The following is a 26711-nucleotide window of genomic DNA, read 5'->3' on the forward strand; positions in this document are numbered from 1 at the left end:
ACTTGGTATTCATTTTTCGTCTTGCGACGTTAAGAATCCATGTCACTTTGAGTGCCCACACAGATTGTCTGATAAATTGTTAAAGAGCAGTGCAACGCGGCTTTCGCTCACCGTTGCGAGGTGGCGTATATTACGCTTTCCTCTTTCAGAGTCAACCCGTTATTTCAGGATTTTTTCTCTTCAACCGACCGGATTGTTTGTGAAGTGATTCACATCTGCCGTGTCAGTGGGAGCGCATTATAGGGATCCCATTTTTTTGCACAAGCCTTTTTTCGATCTTTTTTTCCAAATGATGGTTTTTCAGCCGCTTCGCGGCGTTCTTGCTCAATTCGCTCAATTTTTACCACAATAAAGGGTTGCAGACGGCCAAAAAAGCAACCAAAGTCTCTGCACTCCCTTCGTTTATTGAGGTAACCATGACCACCAGTTTACGTCGTTATAAAGATTTATTCCCTAAAACGGGCCTGCGCGTGATGATCGACAGCAGCAGCGTGGTGATCGGTGATGTCAGAATGGCTGATGACGTCAGTATCTGGCCTCTGGTCGCGATTCGCGGCGATGTGAATTACGTCGAAATAGGCGCTCGCACCAACATTCAGGACGGTAGCGTCTTACATGTCACGCATAAATCACCATCTAATCCGCAAGGCAATCCACTGATCATTGGCGATGATGTCACCGTCGGGCATAAGGTGATGCTACACGGCTGCACTATTGGTAATCGGGTACTGGTCGGGATGGGTTCGATTTTGTTGGATGGCGTGATTGTTGAAGACGACATAATGATTGGCGCAGGTAGTCTGGTGCCTCAGAACAAACGCCTCAAGAGTGGCTACCTTTACTTTGGTAACCCGGTAAAACAGATACGCCCCCTGACGGAGGCGGAAATCGCGGGGCTCATATATTCAGCGAATAACTATGTAAAGTGGAAAGGTGATTATCTCGATCAGGAAAGCCAGACCCAACCCTGAGCATCTTCCCGCTGGTCGAGAATGAGATCCTGGGCTTCATCTTCCAGATCCCAGCGATGTTCACGAAAAGCGGCCAGCCATTGTGCGGGTTCTTCACCGCCAAAACGCTTCTTGAGCACCGTTAACGTTAAGGCGCAGGTAAGCTGCATGCCGTTAACTAATGCCGGAAAAGCGATACATTGATGCGCTTCATCCCATATCTCTCTGTCTGGAAACTGAATAGCCTGGTTCACGCATTCAGTTCCTTCTGCAACGCTGCAATGACTGGCCTAATTTCTGGCAGTACGCCATGCCATAACAGCACCGCATGGGCAGCCTGCGCCACCAGCATTCCCAACCCATCAGCGCATTTTGTCGCACCGTGTTGCTGGCAGAGGGCTAAAAATGGCGTACAGCCTTTCTGGTAAAACATGTCATAACAACAGACATGAGGATTTATTAAGGTAACAGGGATCGAGGGAACATCGCCGTCAATACCGCTGGACGTCGCATTAACAATCAGATCAAATTCCTGACCGCCCAATGCTTCTATATCTAAAGCGCGGACGCTGCCGGTATGAGAAAAAAGCGTAGCCAGTTCATGGGCGCGAGAATAGGTACGATTAACAATAGTCACGGCGCAATCCAGCGACAGGAGAGGAAGCAATACGCCGCGTGAAGCCCCACCTGCGCCAATAAGCAACACCCGGAATCCAGGTTTAATAAAACCAAGCCGTTCCAGATCGCTCAGTAGTCCAATACCATCGGTATTGTCCCCAAGCAGGCGGCCATCCTCCAACCGTTTAAGCGTATTGACCGCACCAGCCAGCGCTGCGCGTTCAGTTAACTCATCAGCTCGCGCGAAGGCCTCTTCTTTAAAAGGCACGGTGACGTTCGCTCCCTTACCACCTTCATTAAAGAAAGCATCGAGCGTAGTAACAAAATCATCGAGCGGAGCCAGGATACGGCCATAGGGATGCGTAATTTGCAGCTGCTGCGCAAAAAGCCGATGAATAGATGGCGACTTGCTATGGGCAATCGGGTTTCCGAAGACGGCATAAGTTTCCATGAGTTACCCCTGGCGGAAGAGTTCGCCCGTCAAGGCGTCACGTATTTCAGATGGGTTTTGACGCCCGCCCGTTGCCCCATCGACTACCGGGAAATCAGCGCCAAACTGCGTATAAACCTCAGCCGTCGTGCGACAAGGAGGCTGGCCCGATAAATTTGCGCTGGTAGAAACAAGCGGTTTCCCGTAAGCCTTACACAGTTCGACCACCAGCGGATGATCCGTGACTCGTACCGCCAATGAATTGAAGCGCCCGGTCAACCAACGCGGCGTTGAAGCGCAGGCAGGGAAGACAAATGTTACCGGCCCAGGCCAACACGAAAAAATAGCCGCTAGCTGCGCATCACTCAGCTGCGTATCGTCAATATACGGCTTGAGTTGCTCAAAGTTCGCAGCAATCAGAATCAGCCCCTTTTCAACGGGACGCTGCTTCAGTGCGAGCAGACTCATGACGGCTTTTTCGCTATCGGGATCGCAACCGACGCCAAAAACGGCTTCTGTTGGATAGGCGATGACATGTTCATTATTCAGAAGCGCCACAGCGCGTACGATGGCTTCTGAGGGCAGGTTATTATTCACAGATTTATTCCGCCGATATCGGCTTTCCACATTGTTTGCTGGCGCAGAAGCGCTTAACGCCCTGCGCCGTTTTCTTTTCGATTAGCAACGGGTAATGACACTCAGGACACTCGCCCGCCACTGGCCTGAAGTTAATGACGAACTGACAATCGGGGTAACGATCGCAGGAATGGAAGTTTTTTCCAAACCGTGAACGGCGCTGAACCAGATGCCCTTGTCCGCATTGTGGGCAGGCTATTGCAGTTTCATCCGGCTTATCGATAAGTTCAGTATGTTCGCAATCAGGATAGCTGCTGCAACCGATAAACATACCAAAACGCCCCTGGCGGAGTACCAGCACCGCGCCGCAGGACGGACACGTTTGCCCCTCCAGAACTTTGACAATATGTCCGTCCGCCTGGCTTTTCAGGGGGCGGACATAGTCACAGTCAGGATAATGCGAGCAGCCGAGAAAAGGCCCGTGCTTCCCGGAGCGTATTACCAGTTCAGCCCCACACTGCGGGCAGGGTTCGTTTTTACGCACCGAAAACAGCGCTGTTTTGGTCATAACAATTCTAATGTCGCAGCAAAAAAGTTAGTGCAGCATACCTTCATTTACTTCAAAGAGTAATTCTTCCATTTGCTGGTAGGCATTTTCGCAACCGGGAATATTGAACAGCACCATCAGAATCACCCATTTGAGATCCTCCAGATCGAATTCTGCCGTATCCAGCGCCAGCACGCGCTCTATCACCATTTCCCGTGTTTCGAGGTTCAACACCTGAATTTGCTCAAGGAATAGTAAGAATCCCCGGCAACTCGCATCAAGACGCTGACACTCCTCGTCAGTATAGACTCGTAACGAGAGTGGGTCAGAAGCTAGCTGCATGGGTGCAACAAGCCCCTCCTGGTAATCAGCCAGTTTTTCGAGCCACATTAGGGCGTTATAGATATCTTCTCGTTCAAAACCGGCATCGGTCAGATCCCGAGTCAGCTTGTCCTGATCCACGCGCATTTCTGCTTCGTTATGGATGTAAGTTTCAAACAGATACATCAGTACGTCGAACATGGCTTGCCCTCCTTAATCGGACATAGCCGCCGGGTACAGCTGCGATCCAGCCTGCTAACTCCAGTTCTAGTAGCTGGGCTACGGTTACTGGCACAGATTGGCCGGCACGTTCAGCGACAACGTCAACAGGTGTTACCTCATCTCCTACGTTAGCCAGGAGCTCTGGAAATGGCAATGCTACAGAAGGCCGATTACCGCAATTATTTACCTCATCTGGCTCAGGAAGAATATACGGTAGCTCATCTCGCCAGTATTCGACGATATCTTCAGGGGCTGTTACGGGAATCGCGCCCTGCTTGATGAGCCAATGAGGACCTTCTGAACCCGGGCTGCCAATCGGCCCTGGCAGAGCAAATACATCCCTTCCCTGCTCCAGCGCATACCGAAACGTCACTAATGAGCCACTTTTCAGCGCAGCTTCAATAACCAACACACCGGCGCTTAGGCCACTGATAATTCGGTTACGACGGGGAAAATTGCCCGGCAGGGGCGGAGTAAACAGCGGGAACTCAGAAATGACGGCTCCGCCACCGTTAATTATCTGTTCCGCTAACGCCTGATGGCGACGAGGATAGATCTCTCCTAAGCCATTCCCTAAAACTGCCACCGTTTTACCTTTCCCTTCCAGCGCACCACGATGAGCAATACCATCAATGCCAAGGGCCAGACCGCTCGTGATCGTAATGCCATAACGCGCTAAAGCTTCGCTAAATAGTTTTCCCCAACGAGCGCCATACCACGAGTGCGACCGACTCCCGATGACGGACAGCTGCCGGCTACTGAGTAGCGCAGGATCTCCACATACTAAAAGAGCGCAAGGAAAGTCGACAATCGCCCGCAGTTGGGGTGGGTAAAGCGGATCTTCGGCAGTCAGTAAATAGCAATTGGGCCGCTCCAGCCATTGCAGCGTGGCATCGATTTCGCATTGGTTAACACCGAGGAAATGCTTCGATTGCGCCAGATTCAAACCACGGGCACGCAACTCTTCTCGCTCTAGCGTCGGAGATGAACATAGCTGGCGTGCAGCACTGATAGCACCTTCTCCATACAGGCTGCTCACTCTCATCAAACGTAACCAAATTTCCCTCGGCGTCATCCCTATTCCCCTGCCACAAGCGACTTTAACAATCTTTGCGATTGGTCAGTGAGACTGTCAATTGCAGGGGGTTTTGTCTAGAATAGAGGTAATAATCTTTCCAACTCCTGAACACAACTCTGGATAACTATGTCAGTTTTGCAAGTGTTACATATTCCGGACGAGCGCCTTCGCAAAGTCGCAAAACCGGTAGAAGAAGTAAATGCAGAAATTCAGCGTATCGTCGATGATATGTTCGAGACGATGTACGCTGAAGAAGGTATCGGTCTGGCCGCAACGCAGGTAGATATTCATCAGCGCATTATCGTTATTGACGTATCAGAAAATCGTGAAGAGCAGCTGGTATTAATTAACCCTGAGCTGCTGGAAAAGAGCGGAGAAACAGGTATTGAAGAGGGTTGTCTCTCTATTCCTGAACAGCGTGCTTTAGTACCACGTGCAGAAAAGGTGAAAATCCGCGCGCTCGATCGTGAAGGTAAACCTTATGAGCTTGAAGCTGATGGTCTGCTGGCAATCTGTATTCAGCATGAGATGGATCACCTCGTCGGTAAGCTGTTCATCGACTACCTGTCGCCGCTCAAGCAACAACGCATTCGTCAGAAAGTTGAGAAACTTGATCGCCTGAATGCCCGAGCTTAAGGACGAGAATTAACGTGTCAGATTCACTACGTATTATTTTTGCGGGCACACCTGACTTTGCAGCGCGTCATCTCGACGCGCTGCTCTCCTCTGGACATAACGTTGTTGGCGTGTTCACCCAACCGGACCGTCCGGCTGGTCGTGGTAAAAAACTCATGCCCAGCCCGGTAAAAGTTCTGGCGGAAGAGCAAGGCATACCGGTATTCCAGCCAGCTTCGTTACGTCCGCAGGAAAACCAGCAACTCGTCTCTGACCTGCGCGCAGATGTTATGGTCGTCGTGGCCTATGGCCTCCTTCTGCCAAAAGCCGTACTTGATATTCCACGCCTGGGCTGCATTAACGTTCACGGCTCGCTGCTTCCGCGCTGGCGCGGTGCGGCCCCGATTCAACGTTCGCTTTGGGCTGGCGATGCCGAGACGGGTGTAACCATCATGCAGATGGATGTTGGTCTCGATACGGGTGATATGCTGTATAAGCTTGCGTGCCCGATCACCGCAGAAGACACCAGCGGGACGCTGTACGACAAGCTGGCGAACCTGGGCCCCCAGGGGCTTATCGAAACCCTTAAGCAGCTTGCCGCAGGCACCGCAAAACCGGTTGTACAGGATGAAGCGCTGGTTACCCATGCGCAAAAACTCAGCAAAGAAGAAGCGCGTATCGACTGGTCTCTTTCCGCTGCACAGCTAGAACGCTGCATTCGCGCCTTTAACCCATGGCCAATGAGTTGGATAGAAATTGATGGTCAGCCGGTGAAAGTCTGGCAGGCATCGGCGATCGACACGGCAACAAAAGCCGAGCCGGGGACCATTCTTGAAGCGACAAAACGGGGAATTCAGGTCGCAACCGGGGACGGGGTTCTGAATTTACTCTCGCTACAGCCAGCCGGGAAAAAAGCCATGAGTGCTCAGGATCTATTAAACTCGCGCCGGGAATGGTTTGTACCTGGCAGCCGTCTGGTCTGACGCTCCTTTCTTAATACGCCCGGTGTTACCGGGCATTTTTATTTTTGTACTTATGAAAAAACAACTCAATTTACGCAGTCTGGCAGCGCAGGCCGTTGAACAGGTTCTCGAACAAGGGCAATCCTTAAGCAACGTTCTGCCGCCGCTGCAACAGAAAGTCTCTGATAAAGATAAAGCGCTGCTTCAGGAGCTATGCTTTGGCGTGCTACGTACGCTTTCACAGTTAGATTGGCTGATCGGCAAGCTCATGTCCCGGCCGATGACGGGTAAGCAGCGTGTTGTGCACTACCTGATTATGGTGGGCTTTTATCAACTGTTATACACACGCATTCCGCCTCATGCAGCTTTGGCGGAAACCGTTGAAGGCGCCGTTGCTATTAAACGTCCGCAGCTCAAAGGGTTGATCAATGGGGTCCTGCGCCAGTTTCAACGTCAGCAGGAAGAGCTGTTAGCTGAATTTTCTCGTAGCGAGATCCGCTTTTTACATCCTTCCTGGTTATTGAAACGTCTGCAAAAAGCCTATCCAGCACAGTGGGAAGCCATTGTGGAAGCGAACAACCAGCGCCCGCCGATGTGGTTGCGGGTAAACCGCGTCCATCATTCGCGCGACAGCTGGCTGGCTTTACTGGAAGAGGCGGGAATGAAAGGGTTTACTCATCCTGCTTACCCTGACGCCGTGCGCCTGGAAACACCGGTACCGGTCCACGCATTGCCCGGGTTTGAGGCAGGTTGGGTGACCGTGCAGGATGCCTCTGCCCAAGGCTGCATGACATTCCTTGATCCGCAAAACGACGAGTATATTTTGGATCTATGCGCTGCCCCGGGTGGTAAAACCACCCATATTCTCGAAGCGGCGCCCGAAGCACAGGTTCTGGCTGTCGACGTTGATGAGCAGCGACTCTCCCGCGTCTATGACAACCTGAAGCGTCTGGGCATGAAAGCGACCGTCAAACAAGGCGATGGCCGTTATCCAGCCCAATGGTGTGGCGAGCAGCAGTTCGATCGTATTCTGTTGGATGCCCCTTGTTCCGCCACCGGTGTTATTCGCCGTCACCCGGATATCAAATGGCTGCGCCGGGATCGTGATATCGCGGAACTGGCCCAGCTCCAGGCTGAAATTCTGGATGCCGTATGGCCGCACCTGAAATCCGGCGGCACTCTGGTTTACGCGACATGTTCCGTATTGCCAGAAGAGAACAGCCAGCAAATAAAAGCCTTCCTGCAACGTACAGCTGATGCGGTTCTTAACGAAACCGGCGATGCAGATTTACCGGGCCAGCAAAATTTGCCAGGCGCCGAGCAAGGTGACGGCTTCTTTTACGCTAAGCTAATCAAAAAGTAATGAGACAACGAGTCGCGACTGATGAAAATTATCATATTGGGCGCAGGGCAGGTCGGCGGAACTCTGGCAGAAAACCTTGTCGGTGAGAACAACGATATTACGCTGGTAGACACGAATGGCGACCGCCTTCGCAGTCTTCAGGACAAATTTGATCTCAGAGTGGTTCAGGGCCACGGCTCGCACCCGCGCGTGCTGCGCGAGGCCGGTGCGGATGATGCCGACATGTTGGTTGCAGTGACCAGCTCAGATGAAACGAACATGGTGGCCTGCCAGGTCGCCTATTCGCTGTTTAATACACCAAATCGTATTGCCCGCATCCGTTCCCCGGATTATGTACGCGATGCCGATAAACTTTTCCATTCAGAAGCGGTTCCTATTGACCACCTCATCGCTCCAGAGCAGTTGGTAATTGACAGTATTCACCGTCTGATCGAGTACCCAGGCGCGCTGCAGGTGGTTAATTTTGCTGAAGGAAAAGTCAGCCTTGCAGTCGTTAAAGCTTATTATGGCGGCCCTTTGGTGGGAAACGCGCTTTCAACTATGCGTGAGCATATGCCGCATATTGATACACGCGTAGCGGCTATTTTCCGCCACGATCGTCCTATCAGGCCACAAGGATCAACAATCGTAGAGGCCGGTGATGAGGTGTTTTTCATCGCCGCATCACAGCATATCCGTGCAGTGATGAGCGAACTTCAGCGCCTTGAAAAACCGTACAAGCGCATCATGCTGGTTGGCGGGGGAAACATCGGGGCCGGACTCGCCCATAAGCTGGAGAAAGATTACAGCGTCAAGCTTATTGAACGTAATCAACAGCGTGCCGCAGAGCTCGCAGAAAAGCTGCAAAATACAATTGTCTTTTACGGTGATGCATCAGATCAAGAATTGCTGGCGGAAGAACATATCGATCAGGTCGATCTTTTCATTGCCGTCACCAACGATGATGAAGCCAATATTATGTCTGCCATGCTCGCAAAACGCATGGGCGCCAAAAAAGTGATGGTACTGATCCAACGCCGCGCCTACGTTGATCTTGTTCAGGGGAGCGTGATCGACATTGCAATATCACCGCAGCAGGCAACTATTTCAGCTCTGCTCAGCCATGTGCGGAAAGCTGATATTGTCGGCGTTTCCTCTCTGCGCCGCGGTGTCGCGGAGGCCATTGAAGCTGTAGCGCACGGAGATGAAAGCACTTCGCGGGTCGTTGGTCGCGCTATCGATGAGATTAAGCTTCCCCCCGGAACAATTATTGGCGCAGTAGTACGCGGTAATGATGTCATGATCGCGAATAATAATCTGCGTATTGAGCAAGGGGATCATGTCGTTATGTTCCTGACGGACAAAAAATTCATCTCTGATGTTGAGAGACTATTCCAGCCAAGTCCTTTCTTCCTGTAGTTCGCAGGCGTCGACGAGACGCCTTTCTTTTATCCCTTATATATCAAAGGATAATATTTTTCTGCAATTATTCCCCAGTAATGGAAAATAGGAATACATTTGTTAAACTTATCAGTGTTAGCTGGCTCAAGGAGAATAAAATGAGTTTTTTAAAAGAATTTCGCGAATTTGCGATGCGCGGGAACGTGGTTGATTTGGCAGTCGGTGTCATCATTGGTGCAGCCTTTGGTAAAATCGTATCGTCGTTAGTTGCCGATATTATTATGCCACCGCTAGGTTTACTCATTGGCGGAATCGACTTTAAACAGTTTGCTGTCACGCTACGGGACGCCCAGGGAGACATCCCAGCGGTCGTAATGCATTATGGCGTATTCATCCAGAACGTCTTCGATTTTATTATCGTGGCGTTTGCCATTTTTATGGCAATCAAACTGATGAATAAATTGAACAGAAAAAAAGAAGAAACCCCGGCAGCACCACCGGCCCCGACCAAAGAAGAAGTCCTGCTAAGCGAAATTCGTGACCTGTTGAAAGAACAAAACAATCGTTCTTAAGAAGCGTCAAAAGCAGAAGGCCAGTGGTAAGAAAGTTAATTACTTTCTTGCCACTGGCCTCCCGACCATTCCGTCCTGCATGTTTTTCTTTTCTTTGGTAGCTGCCTTTCCCTTTCCTGTTCTTCTCAACTCTCTGCCTGAATAATGGGTCATGAAGTAATGCCTCAATGGCGTTATCTTTTATTTGCCCTTTCGTATGCTGATAGCGGCTCATAAACTCTCCAGATTAGTAAAAGAAATCGGCCTGAGTGTAGACGCGACTGATGCAAAAATCAACGTGCTGTATTTTGGTTGCTGGCCCCCTGCTCAAGCGCTTCAAGAATTGAACAATAGACGCTGCTGTGCGCTGTGCCGCAGCAAGCATCATTGAGGCGCTGCAAAGAGCGACGCATGGTTTGTAGCTCTTTAATCCGGGATTCCACTTCGCTCAAACGGGCCTGCACAATACCTTTAGATTCCTGGCAGGTGTGATGCTCTGGATCGATGCGGATCGAGAGAAGTTCGCGGATCGATTCTAGCGTGAAACCGAGCTGTCTGGCATAGCGAATAAAACGCAGCCTCTGTAAGTCGTTGTCCGTATAGAGGCGAAATCCACCTTCCGTACGCACATTGTGATCCATCATCTGCTGCTTTTCGTAGTAGCGGATGGTGTCGGGAGTAACGTCAGCCAATTTTGCCAGTTCACCAATACGGTACATGATTACTCCTCATTAATTTTATGTAGCAACTTATCAGCGTAATCTCCGCGCAGGAAGTCCGTGTTCAGGCCCGCCTGTCGCAGCTTTAACTCGAGTAGCGCCAAACGACGGCTCAGTTCCGCATAGCGCGGATCGCTCTCCTGTACACCTTTCAGTAGGTCAGTGAGCATTACCGCTTCTTTACGATGTTCGAGTTCGGGAGGTAAACAACCTGCATTTTTGAGTAATCGGTAACCTGCGCGCAGCTCAGCTGGCACATGCGAGTCGTCATCCAGAGAAAGAGGTTCCCCACTTCCCGGAAGATTATCTAACTCACCTTTGCGCTGTGCATCAAGAATATGGCGCTCTGCCCACTGATCCAGTAACCACATCATAAGGCTCCGGCGATGAACAAAAATAATGCAGATATTGTAAACAAGCAGGAATAGGGTGGATATAAAAAAACCCGCCGGAGCGGGTTTTTTTACGTTACTACAGATTACTCTGCAGCAGCTTCTGCTTTCGATTCAGAGCGATCAACCAGCTCGATGTATGCCATCGGCGCGTTGTCGCCTGCACGGAAGCCACACTTCAGAATACGAGTGTAACCACCGGCGCGGCTCGCGAAACGCGGGCCCAGCTCGTTAAACAGTTTTGCCACGATCTCGTTATCACGAGTGCGGGCGAATGCCAGACGACGATTAGCAACGCTATCAGTCTTGGCAAGAGTAATCAGCGGCTCAACTACGCGACGCAGTTCTTTCGCTTTCGGCAGGGTCGTCTTGATGATTTCATGACGAACCAGCGAACCAGCCATGTTACGGAACATAGCCTGGCGATGGCTGCTGTTGCGGTTCAGTTGACGACCACTCTTACGATGGCGCATGACCTTATCCTTCTCAGTAAAACCTTAACCTGTGATCCGGTTACTCGTCAGCAATGCTTGCCGGTGGCCAGTTTTCCAGGCGCATGCCCAGAGACAGACCACGTGAAGCCAGCACGTCTTTAATCTCAGTAAGAGATTTTTTACCCAGGTTCGGCGTTTTCAGCAACTCAACCTCGGTACGCTGTACCAGATCACCGATATAGTGGATAGCTTCTGCCTTAAGGCAGTTAGCAGAGCGGACAGTCAATTCGAGATCGTCAACAGGGCGCAGCAGGATCGGATCGAATTCTGGTTTCTCTTCTTTCACTTCCGGCTGACGTACATCACGTAAATCAACGAAAGCTTCCAGTTGTTCTGCCAGGATGGTTGCCGCACGACGAATCGCCTCTTCAGGATCGATTGTGCCGTTGGTTTCCATTTCGATGACCAGCTTGTCCAGGTCGGTACGCTGTTCTACACGCGCTGCTTCAACATTGTAGGCAATACGCTCTACCGGGCTGTAGCATGCGTCGACCAGCAGACGGCCGATTGGGCGCTCATCTTCTTCCGAATGAATTCGGGCAGAAGCCGGCACATAACCGCGACCGCGCTGAACTTTGATACGCATGCTAATAGCTGCGTTCTCATCGGTCAGGTGGCAGATCACATGTTGCGGCTTGACGATTTCGACATCACCGTCATGGGTAATGTCGGCTGCGGTCACAGGGCCAATGCCAGATTTGTTCAAAGTAAGGATAACTTCATCTTTACCCTGAACTCTCACCGCCAGCCCTTTCAGGTTGAGCAGGATTTCAAGGATATCTTCCTGAACGCCTTCTTTGGTGCTGTACTCATGAAGTACACCATCAATCTCAACCTCGGTCACCGCGCAACCCGGCATCGATGAGAGCAGAATACGGCGCAGTGCGTTACCCAGAGTATGGCCAAAGCCACGCTCTAAAGGTTCAAGGGTCACCTTGGCGTGCGTCGAACTCACTTGCTCGATATCGACCAGGCGCGGTTTTAGAAACTCTGTCACAGAACCCTGCATTGTGTCCTCTCTTTGGTACTAAGCTTTACTTGGAGTAAAGCTCGACGATCAGGTGTTCGTTAATGTCCGCAGACAGATCAGAACGTTCCGGCTGACGCTTGAACGTACCTTCCATCTTGCCAGCATCAACTTCCAGCCAGGTTGGCTTTTCACGCTGCTCAGCCAGCTCCAGAGCGGCTTTCACGCGAGATTGCTTTTTCGCTTTCTCACGAATGCTGACAACGTCATTCGCTTTAACCTGATAAGAAGCGATGTTAACAACACGACCGTTTACCATGATAGCTTTGTGGCTAACCAGCTGACGTGATTCAGCACGAGTCGCGCCGAAGCCCATACGGTATACAACGTTGTCCAGACGACCTTCCAGCAGAGTCAACAGGTTTTCACCGGTGTTGCCTTTCAGACGCGCTGCTTCTTTATAGTAGTTACGGAACTGACGCTCCAGCACACCGTACATACGGCGAACTTTTTGCTTTTCACGCAACTGCACACCATAGTCAGACAGACGCGGTTTACGCGCACCGTGCTGGCCAGGAGCTTGTTCAATTTTACACTTGGTATCGATCGCGCGAACGCCAGACTTAAGGAACAGGTCTGTGCCCTCACGACGGCTCAGCTTGAGCTTAGGACCCAAATATCTTGCCATTTTCTTTCTCCAACAATCCTAGAAACGAACGCGTTATACGCGACGTTTTTTCGGCGGACGACAACCGTTATGAGGGATCGGAGTCACATCAGTAATATTCGTGATGCGGAAACCAGCGGCGTTCAGTGCACGAATAGTAGATTCGCGACCTGGACCCGGACCTTTGACCATAACTTCCAGATTCTTGATGCCGTATTCTTTTACGGCTTCAGCGCAACGCTCTGCTGCAACCTGAGCTGCAAACGGAGTGGATTTGCGAGAACCACGGAAACCGGAACCACCGGCTGTTGCCCAACCCAGCGCGTTACCCTGACGATCGGTAATGGTAACGATGGTGTTGTTAAAAGAAGCATGGACATGAGCCACGCCATCAGAGACTTGTTTTCTTACACGCTTACGTGCACGAACTGGTGCCTTTGCCATTATTCAATCACCCCGACTATTTCTTGATCGGTTTACGCGGACCCTTACGGGTACGTGCGTTGGTCTTAGTACGCTGACCGCGAACCGGAAGACCACGACGATGGCGTAAACCACGATAGCAACCAAGGTCCATCAGACGCTTGATGCTCAGGGTGATTTCACGGCGCAGATCACCTTCAACGACAAATTTACCAACCGCTTCACGCAGGGATTCAATTTGTTCTTCAGACAGCTCACTGATCTTAACATTTTCAGCGATACCCGTGTCAGCACAGATGGCTTTAGAGCGGGTCTTGCCGATACCGAAAATGGCAGTTAATGCGATTACGGTATGTTTGTGATCAGGAATGTTAATGCCTGCTATACGGGCCACTATGCACTCCTACTATTTAATATGTACGCACCATGCTGAAAAGCCCGTTTTCAGGATACTCAAATGGAAACGTACAGACATACAAAAGATTGGCTGGCTAATCTAGCCAGCTCAACCCAACTTTGCAAGAAAAATATGCGAATAAATCAGCCTTGGCGCTGTTTATGCTTCGGCTCGGCACTGCAAATCACGCGGATGACGCCATCACGCTTAACGATTTTGCAGTTACGGCATAATTTCTTGACGGAAGCACGAACTTTCATTTTTACTCTCCGTAACTTCTCGAGCGACCTGTTAGCGGCCGTAGCCTTTCAGGTTCGCCTTCTTCAATGCAGACTCGTACTGACTCGACATCATCAGAGTTTGCACTTGAGCCATAAAGTCCATAATCACGACAACAACGATAAGCAGTGAGGTCCCACCGAAGTAGAACGGTACTTTCATTGCATCACGCATGAACTCCGGGATCAGGCAGATAAAAGTGATGTATAACGCACCGACCAAAGTCAGGCGAGTCATTACTTTATCGATATACTTCGCCGTTTGCTCTCCCGGACGAATTCCTGGTACAAATGCACCGGACTTCTTCAGGTTATCTGCTGTTTCACGCGGGTTGAAAACCAACGCCGTATAGAAGAAACAGAAGAAGATGATTGCAGACGCATAGAGTAACACATAAAGCGGTTGCCCAGGCTGCAAATACAGCGAAATTGTTGTCAGCCAGTTCCAACCAGTACCGCCCCCGAACCACGATGTAATGGTTGCCGGGAACAGAATAATACTGGAAGCGAAGATTGCCGGGATGACCCCTGCCATATTCACTTTCAGCGGTAAATGTGTGCTCTGTGCAGCATAGACACGACGACCCTGTTGACGCTTAGCGTAGTTTACCACAATGCGGCGTTGGCCACGCTCAACAAAGACAACAAAGAAGGTCACTGCAAATACTAATACTGCAACCAACAGCAACAGGAGGAAGTGCAGGTCGCCTTGACGCGCTTGCTCGATAGTATGGGCGATGGCTGGCGGGAGACCCGCAACGATACCGGCAAAGATAATGATCGAGATACCGTTTCCGATACCACGTTCAGTAATCTGTTCGCCGAGCCACATCAGGAACATTGTTCCTGAAACCAGACTAACAACAGCGGTGAAATAGAATGCAAAGCCTGGATTAATCACCAGGCCCTGCATACCAGGCATATTCGGCAGACCAGTAGCAATACCGATCGACTGGAATATCGCCAGCACCAGAGTACCGTAGCGGGTGTACTGGCTGATCTTACGACGACCAGACTCCCCTTCTTTCTTCAGCTCTGCTAACGGCTGATAAACAACCGTCAACAGCTGGACAATGATCGATGCCGAAATATACGGCATGATACCCAACGCAAAGATAGAAGCACGGCTGAGAGCACCACCAGAGAACATGTTGAACATTTCAATGATGGTGCCTCGCTGTTGCTCAAGCAGTTTGGCAAGTACAGCGGCATCAATACCAGGGATCGGAATAAAAGAGCCAATACGGAACACAATCAACGCACCGATTACAAACAACAGTCTGCGCTTCAGTTCGCCAATCCCACCTTTGGCACTTTGAAAATCTAATCCCGGTTGCTTAGCCATCTGCTACTTATTCCTCAATTTTACCGCCAGCAGCTTCGATAGCAGCACGAGCACCTTTAGTCACGCGCAGGCCACGAACAGTTACCGGACGAGATACTTCACCAGACAGGATCACTTTCGCGAATTCGATCTGGATACCGATAATGTTAGCCGCTTTCAGCGTGTTCAGGTCGATAACATCGCCTTCTACGTGAGCCAGATCAGACAGACGAACTTCTGCCGTGATCATCGCTTTACGAGAAGTGAAGCCGAATTTCGGCAGACGACGGTACAGAGGCATCTGACCACCTTCGAAACCGCGACGTACGCCACCGCCAGAACGAGAGTTCTGACCTTTGTGACCACGACCACCGGTTTTACCGAGGCCAGAACCGATACCACGACCCAGGCGTTTACCCGCCTTTTTGGAGCCTTCGGCCGGAGACAGAGTATTTAAACGCATCTCTTACTCCTCAACTTTAACCATGAAGGAAACCGCGTTGACCATACCACGAACAGCAGGAGTATCCTCGCGCTCTACGGTGTGACCAATACGACGCAGACCCAGGCCAAGCAGCGTTGCCTTGTGTTTCGGCAAACGACCGATTGCACTGCGGGTTTGAGTAATTTTAATAGTCTTTGCCATGGTTTATTTCCCCAGAATTTCTTCAACGGATTTACCACGCTTGGCAGCGACCATTTCTGGAGAATTCATATTTTCCAGGCCATCAATAGTTGCACGAACCACGTTGATCGGGTTGGTGGAACCATATGCTTTGGCCAGAACGTTATGAACTCCAGCAACTTCCAGAACGGCGCGCATTGCACCACCGGCAATGATACCGGTACCTTCGGAAGCTGGCTGCATGAATACACGAGAACCCGTGTGAACACCTTTAACCGGGTGTTGCAGGGTGCCGTGGTTCAGCGCGACATTAATCATATTGCGACGGGCTTTTTCCATCGCTTTCTGGATCGCTGCTGGAACTTCACGCGCTTTACCGTAACCAAAACCAACGCGACCGTTACCGTCACCAACTACAGTCAGAGCTGTGAAGGAGAAAATACGACCACCTTTAACGGTTTTAGATACGCGGTTAACCGCGATCAGCTTTTCCTGCAGTTCGCCAGCTTGTTTTTCGATGTGAGCCATCTTACACCTCTACCTTAGAACTGAAGGCCAGCTTCACGGGCAGCATCTGCCAGTGCCTGGACACGACCATGATATTGGAACCCGGAACGGTCAAAGGAAACATCTTTGATGCCTTTTTCCAGAGCGCGTTCAGCAACAGCTTTACCCACAGCTGCTGCCGCGTCTTTGTTACCGGTGTACTTCAGTTGTTCAGCGATAGCTTTTTCTACAGTAGAAGCAGCTACCAGAACTTCAGAACCGTTCGGTGCAATTACCTGTGCGTAAATATGACGCGGGGTACGATGTACCACCAGGCGAGTTGCACCCAGCTCCTGGAGCTTGCGGCGTGCGCGGGTCGCACGACGGATACGAGCAGATTTCTTATCCATAGTGTTACCTTACTTCTTCTTAGCCTCTTTGGTACGCACGACTTCGTCGGCGTAACGAACACCCTTGCCTTTATAAGGCTCAGGACGACGGTAGGCGCGCAGATCTGCTGCAACCTGACCGATCACCTGCTTATCAGCGCCTTTCAGCACGATTTCAGTTTGAGTCGGACATTCTGCAGTGATACCGGCCGGCAGTTTATGCTCAACAGGATGAGAGAAACCTAAAGCCAGGTTTACTACATCCCCTTTGACCGCTGCACGATAACCTACACCAACCAGCTGAAGCTTTTTAGTGAAGCCTTCGGTAACACCAACAACCATTGAGTTCAGCAGGGCACGCGCGGTACCAGCCTGAGCCCATCCATCCACGAAACCATCACGCGGACCGAAGGTCAGAGCATTATCTGCATGTTTAACTTCAACAGCATTGTTGAGGGTACGAGTCAGCTCGCCGTTTTTACCTTTGATCGTAATAACCTGACCGTTGATTTTTACATCAACGCCGGCAGGAACAACGACCGGTGCTTTAGCAACACGAGACATTTTTTCCTCCGATTAGGCTACGTAGCAGATAATTTCGCCACCAAGACCAGCCTGGCGCGCTGCACGATCGGTCATAACACCTTTAGAGGTAGAAATAACCGCGATACCCAGACCCGCCATAACTTTCGGCAGCTCATCTTTACGTTTGTAGATGCGCAGACCTGGGCGGCTGACACGCTGAATGCTTTCTACAACAGCTTTACCCTGGAAATACTTAAGAGTCAGTTCCAGTTCCGGCTTGATGTCGCCTTCAACTTTAAAATCTTCAATAAAGCCTTCTTCCTTCAGCACGTTGGCAATTGCCACTTTCAGCTTGGAGGAAGGCATGGTGACCGCAGCTTTATTCGCGGCCTGACCGTTACGGATACGGGTCAGCATATCCGCGATCGGATCTTGCATGCTCATCTGTCTTTACTCCCGTGATTCAATTGGTGACAATTACCAGCTAGCCTTTTTCAGACCCGGGATTTCACCGCGCATTGCGGCTTCACGGACCTTGATACGGCTCAACCCGAACTTCCGCAGGAAACCATGCGGACGACCTGTTTGACGGCAGCGATTACGCTGACGAGACGGGCTGGAATCACGCGGCAGAGTCTGCAGCTTGAGAACAGCGTTCCAACGATCTTCGTCGGTTGCGTTCACATCAGAGATGATAGCTTTCAGTTCAGCGCGTTTAGCGAAGAATTTATCAGCTAAAGCCACGCGCTTTACTTCGCGTGCTTTCATTGATTGCTTAGCCATTAAGTAACCCTACCTTACTTGCGGAACGGGAAGTCAAAGGCAGCCAGCAGAGCGCGGCCTTCTTCATCAGATTTCGCAGTAGTGGTAATGGTAATATCCAAACCACGAACGCGGTCGACTTTATCGTAGTCGATTTCTGGGAAGATGATCTGCTCACGGACACCCATGCTGTAGTTGCCACGACCGTCGAAAGACTTAGCGGACAAGCCACGGAAGTCACGGATACGCGGTACAGCAATAGTGATCAGGCGCTCAAAGAACTCCCACATGCGTTCGCCACGCAGAGTTACTTTACAGCCGATCGGATAGCCCTGACGGATTTTGAAGCCTGCAACTGATTTGCGTGCTTTGGTGATCAGCGGTTTTTGACCGGAGATTGCTGTCAGATCGGCTGCTGCGTTATCCAGCAGTTTCTTGTCAGCGATCGCTTCACCAACACCCATGTTCAGGGTGATCTTCTCGACCCGAGGGACTTGCATGACAGAATTGTAGTTAAACTCAGTCATGAGTTTTTTAACTACTTCGTCTTTGTAGTAATCATGCAGTTTCGCCATCGTACTACTCCAAATTACTTGATAGTTTCGCTATTAGATTTGAAGAAACGGACTTTTTTGCCGTCTTCGAATCTAAAGCCTACACGGTCAGCCTTGCCGGTTGCCGCATTGAAGATCGCAACGTTAGAAACCTGAATAGCAGCTTCTTTTTCAACGATGCCGCCTGGTTGGTTCAGAGCCGGAACCGGCTTCTGGTGTTTCTTAACCAGGTTGATACCTTCAACAATGAGCTTGCCGGAAGACAAGACATTCTTAACTTTACCGCGTTTACCTTTATCTTTACCGGTTAACACGATAACTTCGTCATCACGACGGATTTTCGCTGCCATGATTCGCTCCTTAGAGTACTTCTGGGGCCAGAGAGATAATTTTCATGAACTTCTCGTTACGAAGTTCACGAGTTACCGGCCCAAAAATACGCGTACCGATGGGCTGCTCGCTGTTATTGTTTAAAATAACGCATGCATTACCATCGAAGCGAATGACAGAACCGTCCGGGCGACGAACACCCTTCTTGGTGCGCACCACTACCGCCTTCAGCACATCACCTTTTTTGACCTTACCACGCGGAATTGCTTCCTTGATGGTGATCTTGATGATGTCGCCTACGCCTGCGTAGCGACGGTGCGAGCCACCCAGAACCTTGATACACATTACGCGACGTGCACCGGAGTTGTCGGCGACGTTCAGCATAGTCTGTTCTTGGATCATTTTAGTGCTCCGCTAATGTCAACTACTACTGAGACCCAAAAATAGGGTCGTTAAAAAAGCCCCATATCGAGGGCGCGGCATTATAACACCGCAAATCAGATATGGGTAGAAAAAATAAACGGCTCATCGCTGAGCCGTTTATCCGTATCGAGAATGCGTACTGTATTACAGAACCGCTTTCTCTACAACGCGAACCAGCGTCCAGGACTTAGTCTTGGACAGCGGACGGCATTCGCGGATTTCAACCACGTCACCGATACCGCATTCGTTGTTCTCGTCATGTACGTGCAGTTTGGTCGTACGCTTGATGAATTTGCCGTATACCGGGTGTTTCACCATACGTTCGATAGCAACAACAATGGATTTCTCCATTTTGTCGCTAACCACGCGACCTTGCAGAGTACGGATTTTATCGGTCATTACGCACCCGCCTTCTGAGTCAGTAAAGTCTTAACGCGTGCAACATCACGACGCACTTGCTTCAGCAGATGAGTCTGTTGCAGCTGGCCACTTGCAGCCTGCATACGCAGGTTGAACTGCTCACGCAGCAGGTTCAGCAGCTCAGCGTTCAGCTCTTCAACGCTTTTTTCACGCAGCTCTTTTGCTTTCATTACATCACCGTCTTAGTTACAAAGGTGGTTTTGATCGGCAGTTTCGCTGCTGCCAGGCCGAATGCTTCACGGGCCAGCTCTTCCGGTACGCCGTCCATTTCATAAAGGACTTTACCCGGCTGAATCAAGGCAACCCAGTACTCCACGTTACCTTTACCTTTACCCATACGAACTTCCAGCGGCTTCTCGGTGATCGGTTTGTCCGGGAATACACGGATCCAGATCTTACCTTGACGCTTAACTGCACGGGTCATAGCACGACGTGCTGCTTCGATCTGACGTGCAGTCAGACGACCACGGCCAACAGCTTTCAGACCGAAAGTGCCGAAGCTAACATCCGTACCCTGCGCCAGACCACGGTTGCGGCCTTTATGCACTTTACGGAATTTTGTACGCTTTGGTTGTAACATCAGCGACGCTCCTTATTTACGGCCTTTACGCTGCTGCTTTTTAGGTTGAGCAGCCGGTTCCGGTTGTTCAACAGCAGCCATACCACCCAGGATCTCACCTTTGAAGATCCATACCTTAACGCCGATTACACCGTAAGTGGTGTGCGCTTCAGAGGTGTTGTAGTCGATGTCAGCACGCAGAGTGTGCAGCGGTACGCGACCTTCACGGTACCATTCGGTACGTGCGATTTCCGCGCCGCCCAGACGGCCGCTAACTTCAACTTTGATACCTTTAGCGCCCAGACGCATTGCGTTCTGTACAGCACGCTTCATAGCACGACGGAACATAACGCGACGTTCCAGCTGAGAAGTGATGCTGTCAGCAACCAATTTAGCGTCCAGTTCAGGCTTACGAACTTCGGCAATATTGATCTGTGCAGGCACGCCAGCGAGATCCGCGACGACCTTGCGCAGTTTTTCTACGTCTTCGCCTTTCTTACCGATAACGATACCCGGGCGAGCAGTGTGAATGGTCACACGAATGCTTTTAGCCGGACGCTCGATAACGATACGAGATACAGACGCTTTCGCCAGTTCCTTAGTCAGGTACTGACGTACTTTAAAATCGCTGTCCAGGTTGTCAGCGAATTCTTTGGTGTTCGCAAACCAGGTTGAGTTCCATGGTTTTACAATACCCAGGCGAATACCATTAGGATGTACTTTCTGACCCATTGCTAGTCTCCAGAGTCTCAGCGATCGGACACAACCACAGTAATGTGGCTGGTGCGCTTCAGGATGCGATCTGCACGACCTTTAGCACGCGGCATAATGCGCTTCATGCTCGGGCCTTCGTCTACGAAAATTTTCGCAACTTTCAGATCATCAATGTCAGCGCCATCGTTGTGTTCAGCGTTAGCAATGGCAGATTCCAGTACCTTCTTGACCAGTACAGCAGCTTTCTTATTGGTGTAGGTCAGAATATCCAGGGCCTGCGACACTTTCTTACCGCGAATCAGGTCAGCAACAAGGCGAACCTTCTGAGCAGAAGAACGAGCATGGCGATGTTGAGCTAAAGTTTCCATCTCTTCCTCCTACCTTATTTCTTCTTCGCTTTTTTATCAGCAGCATGGCCGCGATAAGTACGAGTCGGTGCGAATTCACCCAGTTTGTGACCAACCATTTCGTCGGAAACAAAAACTGGAACGTGCTGACGACCATTATGGACAGCGATGGTCAAACCGATCATGTTAGGAAAGATCGTTGAACGACGGGACCAAGTGCGCAGGGGCTTCTTGTCTCCGCTTTCCACCGCTTTCTCTACCTTCTTCAGCAAGTGCAGGTCAATAAAAGGACCTTTCTTGAGAGAACGTGGCATGGCTTATCCTCTAAAATTATTTGCTACGGCGACGTACGATGAATTTATCAGTACGCTTGTTGCTGCGGGTCTTCTTACCTTTGGTCTGAACGCCCCACGGAGTTACCGGGTGCTTACCAAAGTTACGACCTTCACCACCACCATGTGGGTGGTCGACTGGGTTCATCGCAGTACCGCGAACGGTAGGACGAACACCACGCCAGCGTGCAGCACCTGCTTTACCCAGAACGCGCAGCATATGCTCAGCATTGCCAACTTCGCCCAGAGTAGCGCGGCAATCTGCTTCGACTTTACGCATTTCACCAGAACGCAGACGCAGGGTGACATAAGCACCATCGCGAGCAACGATCTGAACGTAAGTACCAGCGGAACGCGCCAGCTGACCGCCTTTACCTGGTTTCATTTCTACGTTATGAACGGTAGAACCAACCGGGATATTGCGCATCGGCAGGGTGTTGCCTGCTTTGATTGCAGCATCAACGCCAGACTGAATCTGGTCGCCAGCTTTCAGGCCTTTAGGGGCCAGGATGTAACGGCGCTCACCGTCTTTGTACAGAACCAGCGCGATGTTCGCGGAGCGGTTCGGATCGTACTCAAGACGTTCAACAACTGCCGGGATACCATCTTTGTTGCGTTTGAAGTCAACAATACGGTAGGCCTGTTTGTGACCACCACCGATATGACGGGTGGTGATACGGCCATTGTTGTTACGACCACCGGATTTGCTGTTTTTTTCAACCAGCGGAGCAAAAGGTTTGCCCTTGTGCAGCTCTGGGTTGACCACTTTAACAACGTGGCGACGACCCGGAGATGTCGGTTTACATTTAACAACTGCCATTGTATTACTCCTCCGACTTACTCAGCGCCGCCGACGAAGTCCAGATTCTGGCCTTCCTTCAGGGTGACGTAAGCTTTTTTCCAGTCGCTACGACGACCGATACGCTGTCCGTGACGTTTAACTTTCCCTTTAACAACCAGGGTGTTAACGACTTCGACTTCGACTTCAAACAGTTTCTGCACAGCAGCTTTGATTTCTGCTTTGGTCGCGTCTTTAGCAACTTTGAGAACGATGGTATTGGTTTTTTCCATCGCAGTAGACGCTTTTTCAGAAACGTGCGGTGCACGCAGCACCTTCAGCAGACGTTCTTCACGAATCATGCCAGCATCTCCTCAACTTGCTTAACAGCATCAGCAGTCATTACGACTTTGTCGAAGGCGATCAGGCTAACCGGGTCGATACCAGTTGCATCACGTACGTCAACCTTATGCAGGTTGCGCGCAGCAAGGAACAGGTTCTCGTCCAGCTCACCGGTGATGATCAGCACATCTTCCAGAGCCATGTCTTTCAGTTTCTGTGCCAGCAGCTTAGTTTTAGGCGCTTCAACAGAGAATGATTCGACAACGATCAGACGATCCTGACGTACCAGTTCGGACAGAATGCTTTTCAGCGCGCCGCGGTACATCTTTTTGTTAACTTTTTGACTGTGGTCCTGCGGACGCGCAGCGAAGGTCACGCCACCTGAACGCCAGATCGGGCTCTTGATAGAACCTGAACGCGCACGGCCGGTACCTTTCTGGCGCCACGGCTTTTTGCCTGAACCAGTTACTTCAGCACGAGTCTTCTGAGCACGAGTACCCTGACGAGCACCAGCTGCATAAGCAACTACAACCTGGTGAACCAGCGCTTCGTTGAAATCACGACCGAAGGTAGTTTCGGAAACAGTCAGCGCGCTCTGCGCGTCTTTCAATACTAATTCCATTGCTATCCCCTTACGCCTTCACAGCTGGTTTAACGATCAGGTCGCTACCGGTTGCACCCGGGACCGCGCCTTTAACCAGCAGCAGGTTGCGCTCAGCGTCAACACGTACTACGTCCAGGCTCTGAACGGTGACACGTTCGTTACCCAGCTGACCTGCCATTTTCTTGCCTTTGAACACTTTGCCCGGAGTCTGGTTCTGACCGATAGAACCCGGTACGCGGTGGGACAAGGAGTTACCGTGAGTAGCGTCCTGGGTACGGAAGTTCCAGCGCTTAACGGTACCAGCAAAACCTTTACCTTTAGAGGTACCGGTTACGTCAACTTTTTTAACGTCAGCAAACAGTTCAACGCTAATGTCCTGACCTACGGTGAATTCTTCGCCGTCAGCCAGACGGAATTCCCACAGACCACGGCCAGCTTCAACGCCAGCTTTAGCGAAGTGACCCGCTTCCGGTTTAGTTACACGGTTAGCTTTTTTAGCACCAGTGGTAACCTGAACGGCACGGTAGCCATCGTTAGCCAGATCTTTAACCTGAGTAACGCGGTTTGCTTCAACTTCGATTACGGTTACTGGGATAGATACGCCATCTTCAGTGAAGATGCGGGTCATGCCCACTTTTTTACCGACTAAACCAATCATTGTTTCAACCTCTCAATCGCTCGATGACCTGATTAACCCAGGCTGATCTGCACGTCTACACCGGCAGCCAGATCCAGACGCATCAGAGCATCAACGGTTTTTTCAGTTGGCTCAACGATGTCAACCAGACGCTTATGAGTGCGGATTTCGTACTGATCGCGCGCATCTTTGTTGACGTGCGGAGAAATCAGAACGGTAAAGCGCTCTTTGCGGGTCGGCAGCGGGATCGGACCACGGACTTGCGCACCAGTGCGCTTAGCAGTCTCGACGATTTCCGCGGTTGATTGATCGATCAGACGATGATCAAACGCTTTAAGGCGGATACGGATTCTTTGGTTCTGCATGAGACCAGAGCTCCAATTATTTTATAGACGAAATGGTTACTCCTCATACCCATTACGATTGATGGGAGAGTGTAACCGTTCTTACATAGTTCCCCAATTGGGAACATTGTTTGGTAGCGTGTTGCTACTACCGGGGTTCATATCGAACCGGCCGTCAACTTTGACAGGCCCGCGCATTATACGCAAATTCAGATACAACGCAAGGGCTGCGTACAAAATCATCACCTGTTTCCGGGAGCACGCACCCACGTTTACTGCAATACCATGAAAGGCCAGCAAATACTCTGGATTAGGAAGTCCACTCCTGTTTATTGCCTTTTGCCAGAAACCCCGTTCCAGCAGCACACTCGGTTACTAAGGCCAAAACGCGGGAACAATCGATGACAGTCGCGACCTTTGCATTCTTTATTATCCATGGCGGGCTATTACTCACGCTTTGTTGGCACGATCTGCGCTATGGCTTGCTACCCGATAAATTTACCTGCCCTCTGCTGTGGAGTGGGTTGCTTTATTATCTCTGTCTGTCGCCGGCCAATCTGGTACATGCCGTCTGGGGCGCGATAGGCGGCTATCTGGCCTTTGGCTTGATCTATTGGCTCTACAGGGGAATACGCAGGCGGGAAGGCATCGGCTACGGCGATATTAAATTTCTCGCCGCGCTTGGGGCATGGCATGGGTGGGAAGTTTTACCGCAGCTGGTTCTCATCGCAGCTATTCTGGCCTGCGCGGCCGTAACGGCGCTGATTTTGTGCACGAGAACAAGGCAGACGCTACACCACCCGCTGCCTTTTGGCCCTTTCCTGGCCGCAGCGGGTGTGTTCTGTGGATGGCAGACGTTTATCAGTCAGCCACTTTAATCTGCGACTGAAGATAATTCTGCAAACCAATTTTGCCTATCAGGTCCAATTCGGTTTCCAGCCAATCGATATGGCCTTCTTCATCTGCGAGGATAGTGATTAACATATCACGGCTGACGTAGTCATGGACGCTGTCGGCATAGGCAATGGCCTCGCGTAGATCCTTCGCCCCTTCCAGCTCCAGCCTTAGGTCAGATTGCAGCATCTCCTCGACGTCTTCTCCGATGCGGAGTTTGCCGAGATCCTGCAGGTTCGGGATCCCTTCGAGAAACAAAATGCGCTCAATATACTTATCGGCATGCTTCATTTCATCGATAGATTCGTGGTATTCGACATCATTGAGGCGCATCAGGCCCCAGTTCTTGAACATTCTCGCATGGAGAAAGTATTGATTAATTGCGACAAGCTCATTTCCCAATAATTTATTGAGATAACTTATGATTTTGACATCACCTTTCATTATATAGTCCCTCCGCTTCCACTTATTGAAGCGTAGTTCGAGCTATAGGGATGTCAAAGTAAAGCTGAGGGGCTTCAGGCGATCTCTTGATATTCCGGCATGCGGGTTAATTCATCTTCCATAATCTCGCGCGCCGCACGGACGCACTTACCGCATTGATTTCCAACGGGAATAAATTTTCGCAGTTGTTGAAAAGACTGAGGATTGAATTGGCGCACAGCCTGACGAATTTTTTTATCGTTCACACCATTACACAGACAAACGTACATATATACTCCCGTTCAACTTACAAACAAAGTGTAAATGAGAATAGTTATGATTACAATAGCCTGTCTATTAAATAAACATTTACTCTATTTGCTGCCGGTCATCGTGCTGCAGCTCACATATAGCAGACAGCAAAAAGGGCGCCTTAGCGCCCTTTTTAATTCAGAACTAATTATTAGCCCAGAACTTTAGCAACAACGCCCGCGCCAACGGTACGGCCGCCTTCACGGATTGCGAAACGCAGACCGTCGTCCATCGCGATCGGGTGGATCAGGGTAACAACCATTTTGATGTTGTCGCCCGGCATAACCATCTCTACGCCTTCCGGCAGTTCGATGGTGCCAGTCACGTCAGTTGTACGGAAGTAGAACTGCGGACGGTAGCCTTTGAAGAACGGAGTATGACGGCCGCCTTCGTCTTTGGACAGAATGTACACTTCAGATTCGAACTTGGTGTGCGGCTTGATGGAACCCGGCTTAGCCAGTACCTGACCACGTTCGATTTCTTCACGTTTGATACCACGCAGCAGAACACCAACGTTCTCACCAGCACGGCCTTCGTCCAGCAGTTTGCGGAACATTTCAACGCCAGTACAGGTAGACTTCGCAGTCTCTTTGATACCAACGATTTCAACTTCTTCGCCAACTTTGATGATACCGCG

The 26711-nt window shown here is 50.6% G+C and carries 46 protein-coding genes and 1 pseudogene; 7 read left to right on the forward strand and 40 right to left on the reverse strand.

What is annotated here, in order from left to right; genetic code table 11:
- The first annotated feature begins 416 nt into the window (after positions 1-416).
- Positions 417-971: a gamma carbonic anhydrase family protein gene (locus KOSB73_RS28185; protein ID WP_024360698.1), complete on the forward strand. Its 555-nt coding sequence runs from the start codon at positions 417-419 to the stop codon at positions 969-971.
- Here KOSB73_RS28185 and KOSB73_RS28190 read toward each other — a convergent pair.
- The 6 genes from KOSB73_RS28190 to dprA are packed head-to-tail and all read right to left on the reverse strand — an operon-like array spanning position 947 to position 4739.
- Positions 947-1204 (reverse strand): DUF1488 family protein, encoded by a 258-nt coding sequence (locus KOSB73_RS28190; protein WP_004138448.1) that lies wholly within the window; start codon positions 1202-1204, stop codon positions 947-949. The genes KOSB73_RS28185 and KOSB73_RS28190 overlap by 25 nt on opposite strands.
- Positions 1201-2019, reverse strand: coding sequence for a shikimate dehydrogenase (gene aroE / locus KOSB73_RS28195; RefSeq protein ID WP_004138442.1), 819 nt, complete (start codon positions 2017-2019; stop codon positions 1201-1203). The genes KOSB73_RS28190 and aroE overlap by 4 nt, the downstream gene beginning before the upstream one ends.
- Positions 2020-2022: 3 nt before the next feature.
- Entirely contained in the window at positions 2023-2595 is a 573-nt protein-coding gene (tsaC, locus tag KOSB73_RS28200) for an L-threonylcarbamoyladenylate synthase type 1 TsaC (protein ID WP_004138440.1), read from the reverse strand.
- A 4-nt stretch (positions 2596-2599) separates the two neighbouring features.
- Positions 2600-3142: a DNA topoisomerase family protein gene (locus tag KOSB73_RS28205; RefSeq protein ID WP_004138439.1), complete on the reverse strand. Its 543-nt coding sequence runs from the start codon at positions 3140-3142 to the stop codon at positions 2600-2602.
- Positions 3143-3169: 27 nt separating this feature from the next.
- Complete coding sequence (gene smg, locus KOSB73_RS28210; RefSeq protein WP_004125874.1) at positions 3170-3643, reverse strand: DUF494 family protein Smg; 474 nt, start codon at positions 3641-3643, stop codon at positions 3170-3172.
- Positions 3615-4739, reverse strand: a complete 1125-nt coding sequence (gene dprA / locus KOSB73_RS28215; protein ID WP_098141355.1) for a DNA-protecting protein DprA — start codon at positions 4737-4739, stop codon at positions 3615-3617. The genes smg and dprA overlap by 29 nt, the downstream gene beginning before the upstream one ends.
- Before the next feature lie 129 nt (positions 4740-4868).
- Here dprA and def point away from each other — a divergent pair, with 129 nt between their 5' ends.
- From def to mscL, 5 genes are all read left to right on the forward strand, one after another.
- Entirely contained in the window at positions 4869-5378 is a 510-nt protein-coding gene (def, locus tag KOSB73_RS28220; RefSeq protein ID WP_004138433.1) for a peptide deformylase, read from the forward strand.
- 14 nt (positions 5379-5392) lie between these two features.
- Positions 5393-6340, forward strand: a complete 948-nt coding sequence (gene fmt / locus KOSB73_RS28225; protein ID WP_004138430.1) for a methionyl-tRNA formyltransferase — start codon at positions 5393-5395, stop codon at positions 6338-6340.
- A gap of 52 nt (positions 6341-6392) precedes the next feature.
- The gene (rsmB, locus tag KOSB73_RS28230; RefSeq protein ID WP_004138428.1) at positions 6393-7682 is read left to right on the forward strand and encodes a 16S rRNA (cytosine(967)-C(5))-methyltransferase RsmB; all 1290 of its coding nucleotides are present in this window, start codon (positions 6393-6395) and stop codon (positions 7680-7682) included.
- A 21-nt stretch (positions 7683-7703) separates the two neighbouring features.
- Positions 7704-9080, forward strand: coding sequence for a Trk system potassium transporter TrkA (gene trkA, locus KOSB73_RS28235; RefSeq protein ID WP_004125888.1), 1377 nt, complete (start codon positions 7704-7706; stop codon positions 9078-9080).
- 140 nt (positions 9081-9220) lie between these two features.
- Positions 9221-9634, forward strand: coding sequence for a large-conductance mechanosensitive channel protein MscL (mscL, locus tag KOSB73_RS28240; protein WP_004138427.1), 414 nt, complete (start codon positions 9221-9223; stop codon positions 9632-9634).
- Here mscL and KOSB73_RS28245 read toward each other — a convergent pair.
- The 31 genes and pseudogenes from KOSB73_RS28245 to rpsJ all read right to left on the reverse strand — a co-directional run.
- Positions 9591-9848: pseudogene (locus KOSB73_RS28245) on the reverse strand (alternative ribosome-rescue factor A); the annotation flags it as partial. The gene mscL and the pseudogene KOSB73_RS28245 sit on opposite strands and share 44 nt — an antisense overlap.
- Positions 9849-9906: 58 nt before the next feature.
- On the reverse strand, positions 9907-10332 hold the full coding sequence (zntR, locus tag KOSB73_RS28250) for a Zn(2+)-responsive transcriptional regulator (protein ID WP_004125893.1): 426 nt from the start codon (positions 10330-10332) through the stop codon (positions 9907-9909).
- 2 nt (positions 10333-10334) lie between these two features.
- On the reverse strand, positions 10335-10703 hold the full coding sequence (locus tag KOSB73_RS28255) for a DnaJ family domain-containing protein (RefSeq protein ID WP_004138424.1): 369 nt from the start codon (positions 10701-10703) through the stop codon (positions 10335-10337).
- Positions 10704-10810: 107 nt separating this feature from the next.
- The gene (gene rplQ, locus KOSB73_RS28260; RefSeq protein ID WP_001216372.1) at positions 10811-11197 is read right to left on the reverse strand and encodes a 50S ribosomal protein L17; all 387 of its coding nucleotides are present in this window, start codon (positions 11195-11197) and stop codon (positions 10811-10813) included.
- Positions 11198-11237: 40 nt separating this feature from the next.
- Complete coding sequence (locus KOSB73_RS28265; protein ID WP_002919219.1) at positions 11238-12227, reverse strand: DNA-directed RNA polymerase subunit alpha; 990 nt, start codon at positions 12225-12227, stop codon at positions 11238-11240.
- Between the two features lie 25 nt (positions 12228-12252).
- Positions 12253-12873 carry a 30S ribosomal protein S4 gene (rpsD, locus tag KOSB73_RS28270; protein ID WP_004125897.1) on the reverse strand — a complete coding sequence of 207 codons (621 nt, stop codon included), beginning with the start codon at positions 12871-12873 and terminating at the stop codon, positions 12253-12255.
- Between the two features lie 33 nt (positions 12874-12906).
- The gene (gene rpsK, locus KOSB73_RS28275) at positions 12907-13296 is read right to left on the reverse strand and encodes a 30S ribosomal protein S11 (protein WP_004138423.1); all 390 of its coding nucleotides are present in this window, start codon (positions 13294-13296) and stop codon (positions 12907-12909) included.
- Between the two features lie 16 nt (positions 13297-13312).
- A complete protein-coding gene (gene rpsM / locus KOSB73_RS28280) occupies positions 13313-13669 on the reverse strand; it encodes a 30S ribosomal protein S13 (protein ID WP_004106333.1) in 357 nt (118 codons plus the stop codon).
- A gap of 146 nt (positions 13670-13815) precedes the next feature.
- Entirely contained in the window at positions 13816-13932 is a 117-nt protein-coding gene (gene rpmJ / locus KOSB73_RS28285) for a 50S ribosomal protein L36 (protein WP_000868187.1), read from the reverse strand.
- Positions 13933-13963: 31 nt separating this feature from the next.
- Positions 13964-15295, reverse strand: a complete 1332-nt coding sequence (secY, locus tag KOSB73_RS28290) for a preprotein translocase subunit SecY (RefSeq protein WP_004106334.1) — start codon at positions 15293-15295, stop codon at positions 13964-13966.
- 7 nt (positions 15296-15302) lie between these two features.
- A complete protein-coding gene (gene rplO, locus KOSB73_RS28295) occupies positions 15303-15737 on the reverse strand; it encodes a 50S ribosomal protein L15 (RefSeq protein ID WP_004106336.1) in 435 nt (144 codons plus the stop codon).
- A 3-nt stretch (positions 15738-15740) separates the two neighbouring features.
- Complete coding sequence (rpmD, locus tag KOSB73_RS28300; protein WP_001140434.1) at positions 15741-15920, reverse strand: 50S ribosomal protein L30; 180 nt, start codon at positions 15918-15920, stop codon at positions 15741-15743.
- Between the two features lie 3 nt (positions 15921-15923).
- The gene (rpsE, locus tag KOSB73_RS28305) at positions 15924-16427 is read right to left on the reverse strand and encodes a 30S ribosomal protein S5 (protein WP_004106339.1); all 504 of its coding nucleotides are present in this window, start codon (positions 16425-16427) and stop codon (positions 15924-15926) included.
- Between the two features lie 14 nt (positions 16428-16441).
- Positions 16442-16795, reverse strand: a complete 354-nt coding sequence (gene rplR / locus KOSB73_RS28310; RefSeq protein WP_000358960.1) for a 50S ribosomal protein L18 — start codon at positions 16793-16795, stop codon at positions 16442-16444.
- A 9-nt stretch (positions 16796-16804) separates the two neighbouring features.
- The gene (gene rplF, locus KOSB73_RS28315) at positions 16805-17338 is read right to left on the reverse strand and encodes a 50S ribosomal protein L6 (protein ID WP_004106341.1); all 534 of its coding nucleotides are present in this window, start codon (positions 17336-17338) and stop codon (positions 16805-16807) included.
- 12 nt (positions 17339-17350) lie between these two features.
- Positions 17351-17743, reverse strand: coding sequence for a 30S ribosomal protein S8 (gene rpsH / locus KOSB73_RS28320; protein ID WP_004106343.1), 393 nt, complete (start codon positions 17741-17743; stop codon positions 17351-17353).
- Between the two features lie 33 nt (positions 17744-17776).
- The gene (rpsN, locus tag KOSB73_RS28325; protein ID WP_002919667.1) at positions 17777-18082 is read right to left on the reverse strand and encodes a 30S ribosomal protein S14; all 306 of its coding nucleotides are present in this window, start codon (positions 18080-18082) and stop codon (positions 17777-17779) included.
- Positions 18083-18096: 14 nt separating this feature from the next.
- Positions 18097-18636, reverse strand: coding sequence for a 50S ribosomal protein L5 (gene rplE / locus KOSB73_RS28330; protein WP_001096202.1), 540 nt, complete (start codon positions 18634-18636; stop codon positions 18097-18099).
- A 14-nt stretch (positions 18637-18650) separates the two neighbouring features.
- Positions 18651-18965 (reverse strand): 50S ribosomal protein L24, encoded by a 315-nt coding sequence (gene rplX, locus KOSB73_RS28335; RefSeq protein ID WP_004106345.1) that lies wholly within the window; start codon positions 18963-18965, stop codon positions 18651-18653.
- Between the two features lie 10 nt (positions 18966-18975).
- Positions 18976-19347: a 50S ribosomal protein L14 gene (gene rplN, locus KOSB73_RS28340; RefSeq protein ID WP_000613954.1), complete on the reverse strand. Its 372-nt coding sequence runs from the start codon at positions 19345-19347 to the stop codon at positions 18976-18978.
- Between the two features lie 165 nt (positions 19348-19512).
- Positions 19513-19767 (reverse strand): 30S ribosomal protein S17, encoded by a 255-nt coding sequence (rpsQ, locus tag KOSB73_RS28345; RefSeq protein ID WP_004106347.1) that lies wholly within the window; start codon positions 19765-19767, stop codon positions 19513-19515.
- The gene (gene rpmC, locus KOSB73_RS28350; protein ID WP_002919754.1) at positions 19767-19958 is read right to left on the reverse strand and encodes a 50S ribosomal protein L29; all 192 of its coding nucleotides are present in this window, start codon (positions 19956-19958) and stop codon (positions 19767-19769) included. The genes rpsQ and rpmC overlap by 1 nt, the downstream gene beginning before the upstream one ends.
- Entirely contained in the window at positions 19958-20368 is a 411-nt protein-coding gene (rplP, locus tag KOSB73_RS28355; RefSeq protein ID WP_002919759.1) for a 50S ribosomal protein L16, read from the reverse strand. The genes rpmC and rplP overlap by 1 nt, the downstream gene beginning before the upstream one ends.
- Positions 20369-20380: 12 nt before the next feature.
- Positions 20381-21079, reverse strand: a complete 699-nt coding sequence (gene rpsC, locus KOSB73_RS28360) for a 30S ribosomal protein S3 (RefSeq protein ID WP_004106350.1) — start codon at positions 21077-21079, stop codon at positions 20381-20383.
- A gap of 17 nt (positions 21080-21096) precedes the next feature.
- The gene (gene rplV, locus KOSB73_RS28365) at positions 21097-21429 is read right to left on the reverse strand and encodes a 50S ribosomal protein L22 (protein WP_002919773.1); all 333 of its coding nucleotides are present in this window, start codon (positions 21427-21429) and stop codon (positions 21097-21099) included.
- A 14-nt stretch (positions 21430-21443) separates the two neighbouring features.
- Positions 21444-21722: a 30S ribosomal protein S19 gene (gene rpsS, locus KOSB73_RS28370; protein ID WP_001138115.1), complete on the reverse strand. Its 279-nt coding sequence runs from the start codon at positions 21720-21722 to the stop codon at positions 21444-21446.
- A 16-nt stretch (positions 21723-21738) separates the two neighbouring features.
- Positions 21739-22560, reverse strand: a complete 822-nt coding sequence (gene rplB, locus KOSB73_RS28375) for a 50S ribosomal protein L2 (protein WP_000301869.1) — start codon at positions 22558-22560, stop codon at positions 21739-21741.
- A 17-nt stretch (positions 22561-22577) separates the two neighbouring features.
- Complete coding sequence (rplW, locus tag KOSB73_RS28380) at positions 22578-22880, reverse strand: 50S ribosomal protein L23 (protein WP_000617546.1); 303 nt, start codon at positions 22878-22880, stop codon at positions 22578-22580.
- The gene (gene rplD / locus KOSB73_RS28385; RefSeq protein WP_003031119.1) at positions 22877-23482 is read right to left on the reverse strand and encodes a 50S ribosomal protein L4; all 606 of its coding nucleotides are present in this window, start codon (positions 23480-23482) and stop codon (positions 22877-22879) included. The genes rplW and rplD overlap by 4 nt, the downstream gene beginning before the upstream one ends.
- 10 nt (positions 23483-23492) lie before the next feature.
- Positions 23493-24122 (reverse strand): 50S ribosomal protein L3, encoded by a 630-nt coding sequence (gene rplC, locus KOSB73_RS28390; protein ID WP_004106354.1) that lies wholly within the window; start codon positions 24120-24122, stop codon positions 23493-23495.
- A gap of 32 nt (positions 24123-24154) precedes the next feature.
- Positions 24155-24466 carry a 30S ribosomal protein S10 gene (rpsJ, locus tag KOSB73_RS28395; protein WP_001181005.1) on the reverse strand — a complete coding sequence of 104 codons (312 nt, stop codon included), beginning with the start codon at positions 24464-24466 and terminating at the stop codon, positions 24155-24157.
- 380 nt (positions 24467-24846) lie between these two features.
- On the opposite strand from rpsJ, the gene KOSB73_RS28400 reads away from it, so the two are divergent.
- Positions 24847-25323, forward strand: a complete 477-nt coding sequence (locus tag KOSB73_RS28400; RefSeq protein ID WP_049087101.1) for a prepilin peptidase — start codon at positions 24847-24849, stop codon at positions 25321-25323.
- Here KOSB73_RS28400 and bfr read toward each other — a convergent pair.
- From bfr to KOSB73_RS28420, 3 genes are all read right to left on the reverse strand, one after another.
- Positions 25307-25783 (reverse strand): bacterioferritin, encoded by a 477-nt coding sequence (gene bfr / locus KOSB73_RS28405; RefSeq protein WP_004125910.1) that lies wholly within the window; start codon positions 25781-25783, stop codon positions 25307-25309. The genes KOSB73_RS28400 and bfr overlap by 17 nt on opposite strands.
- Positions 25784-25857: 74 nt before the next feature.
- On the reverse strand, positions 25858-26052 hold the full coding sequence (gene bfd, locus KOSB73_RS28410) for a bacterioferritin-associated ferredoxin (protein ID WP_004125913.1): 195 nt from the start codon (positions 26050-26052) through the stop codon (positions 25858-25860).
- 173 nt (positions 26053-26225) lie between these two features.
- On the reverse strand, positions 26226-26711 hold a 486-nt coding region (locus tag KOSB73_RS28420; protein WP_239518126.1), incomplete at its 5' end, for an EF-Tu C-terminal domain-related protein.

The organism is Klebsiella grimontii (assembly GCF_900200035.1).
Lineage (GTDB): Bacteria > Pseudomonadota > Gammaproteobacteria > Enterobacterales > Enterobacteriaceae > Klebsiella > Klebsiella grimontii.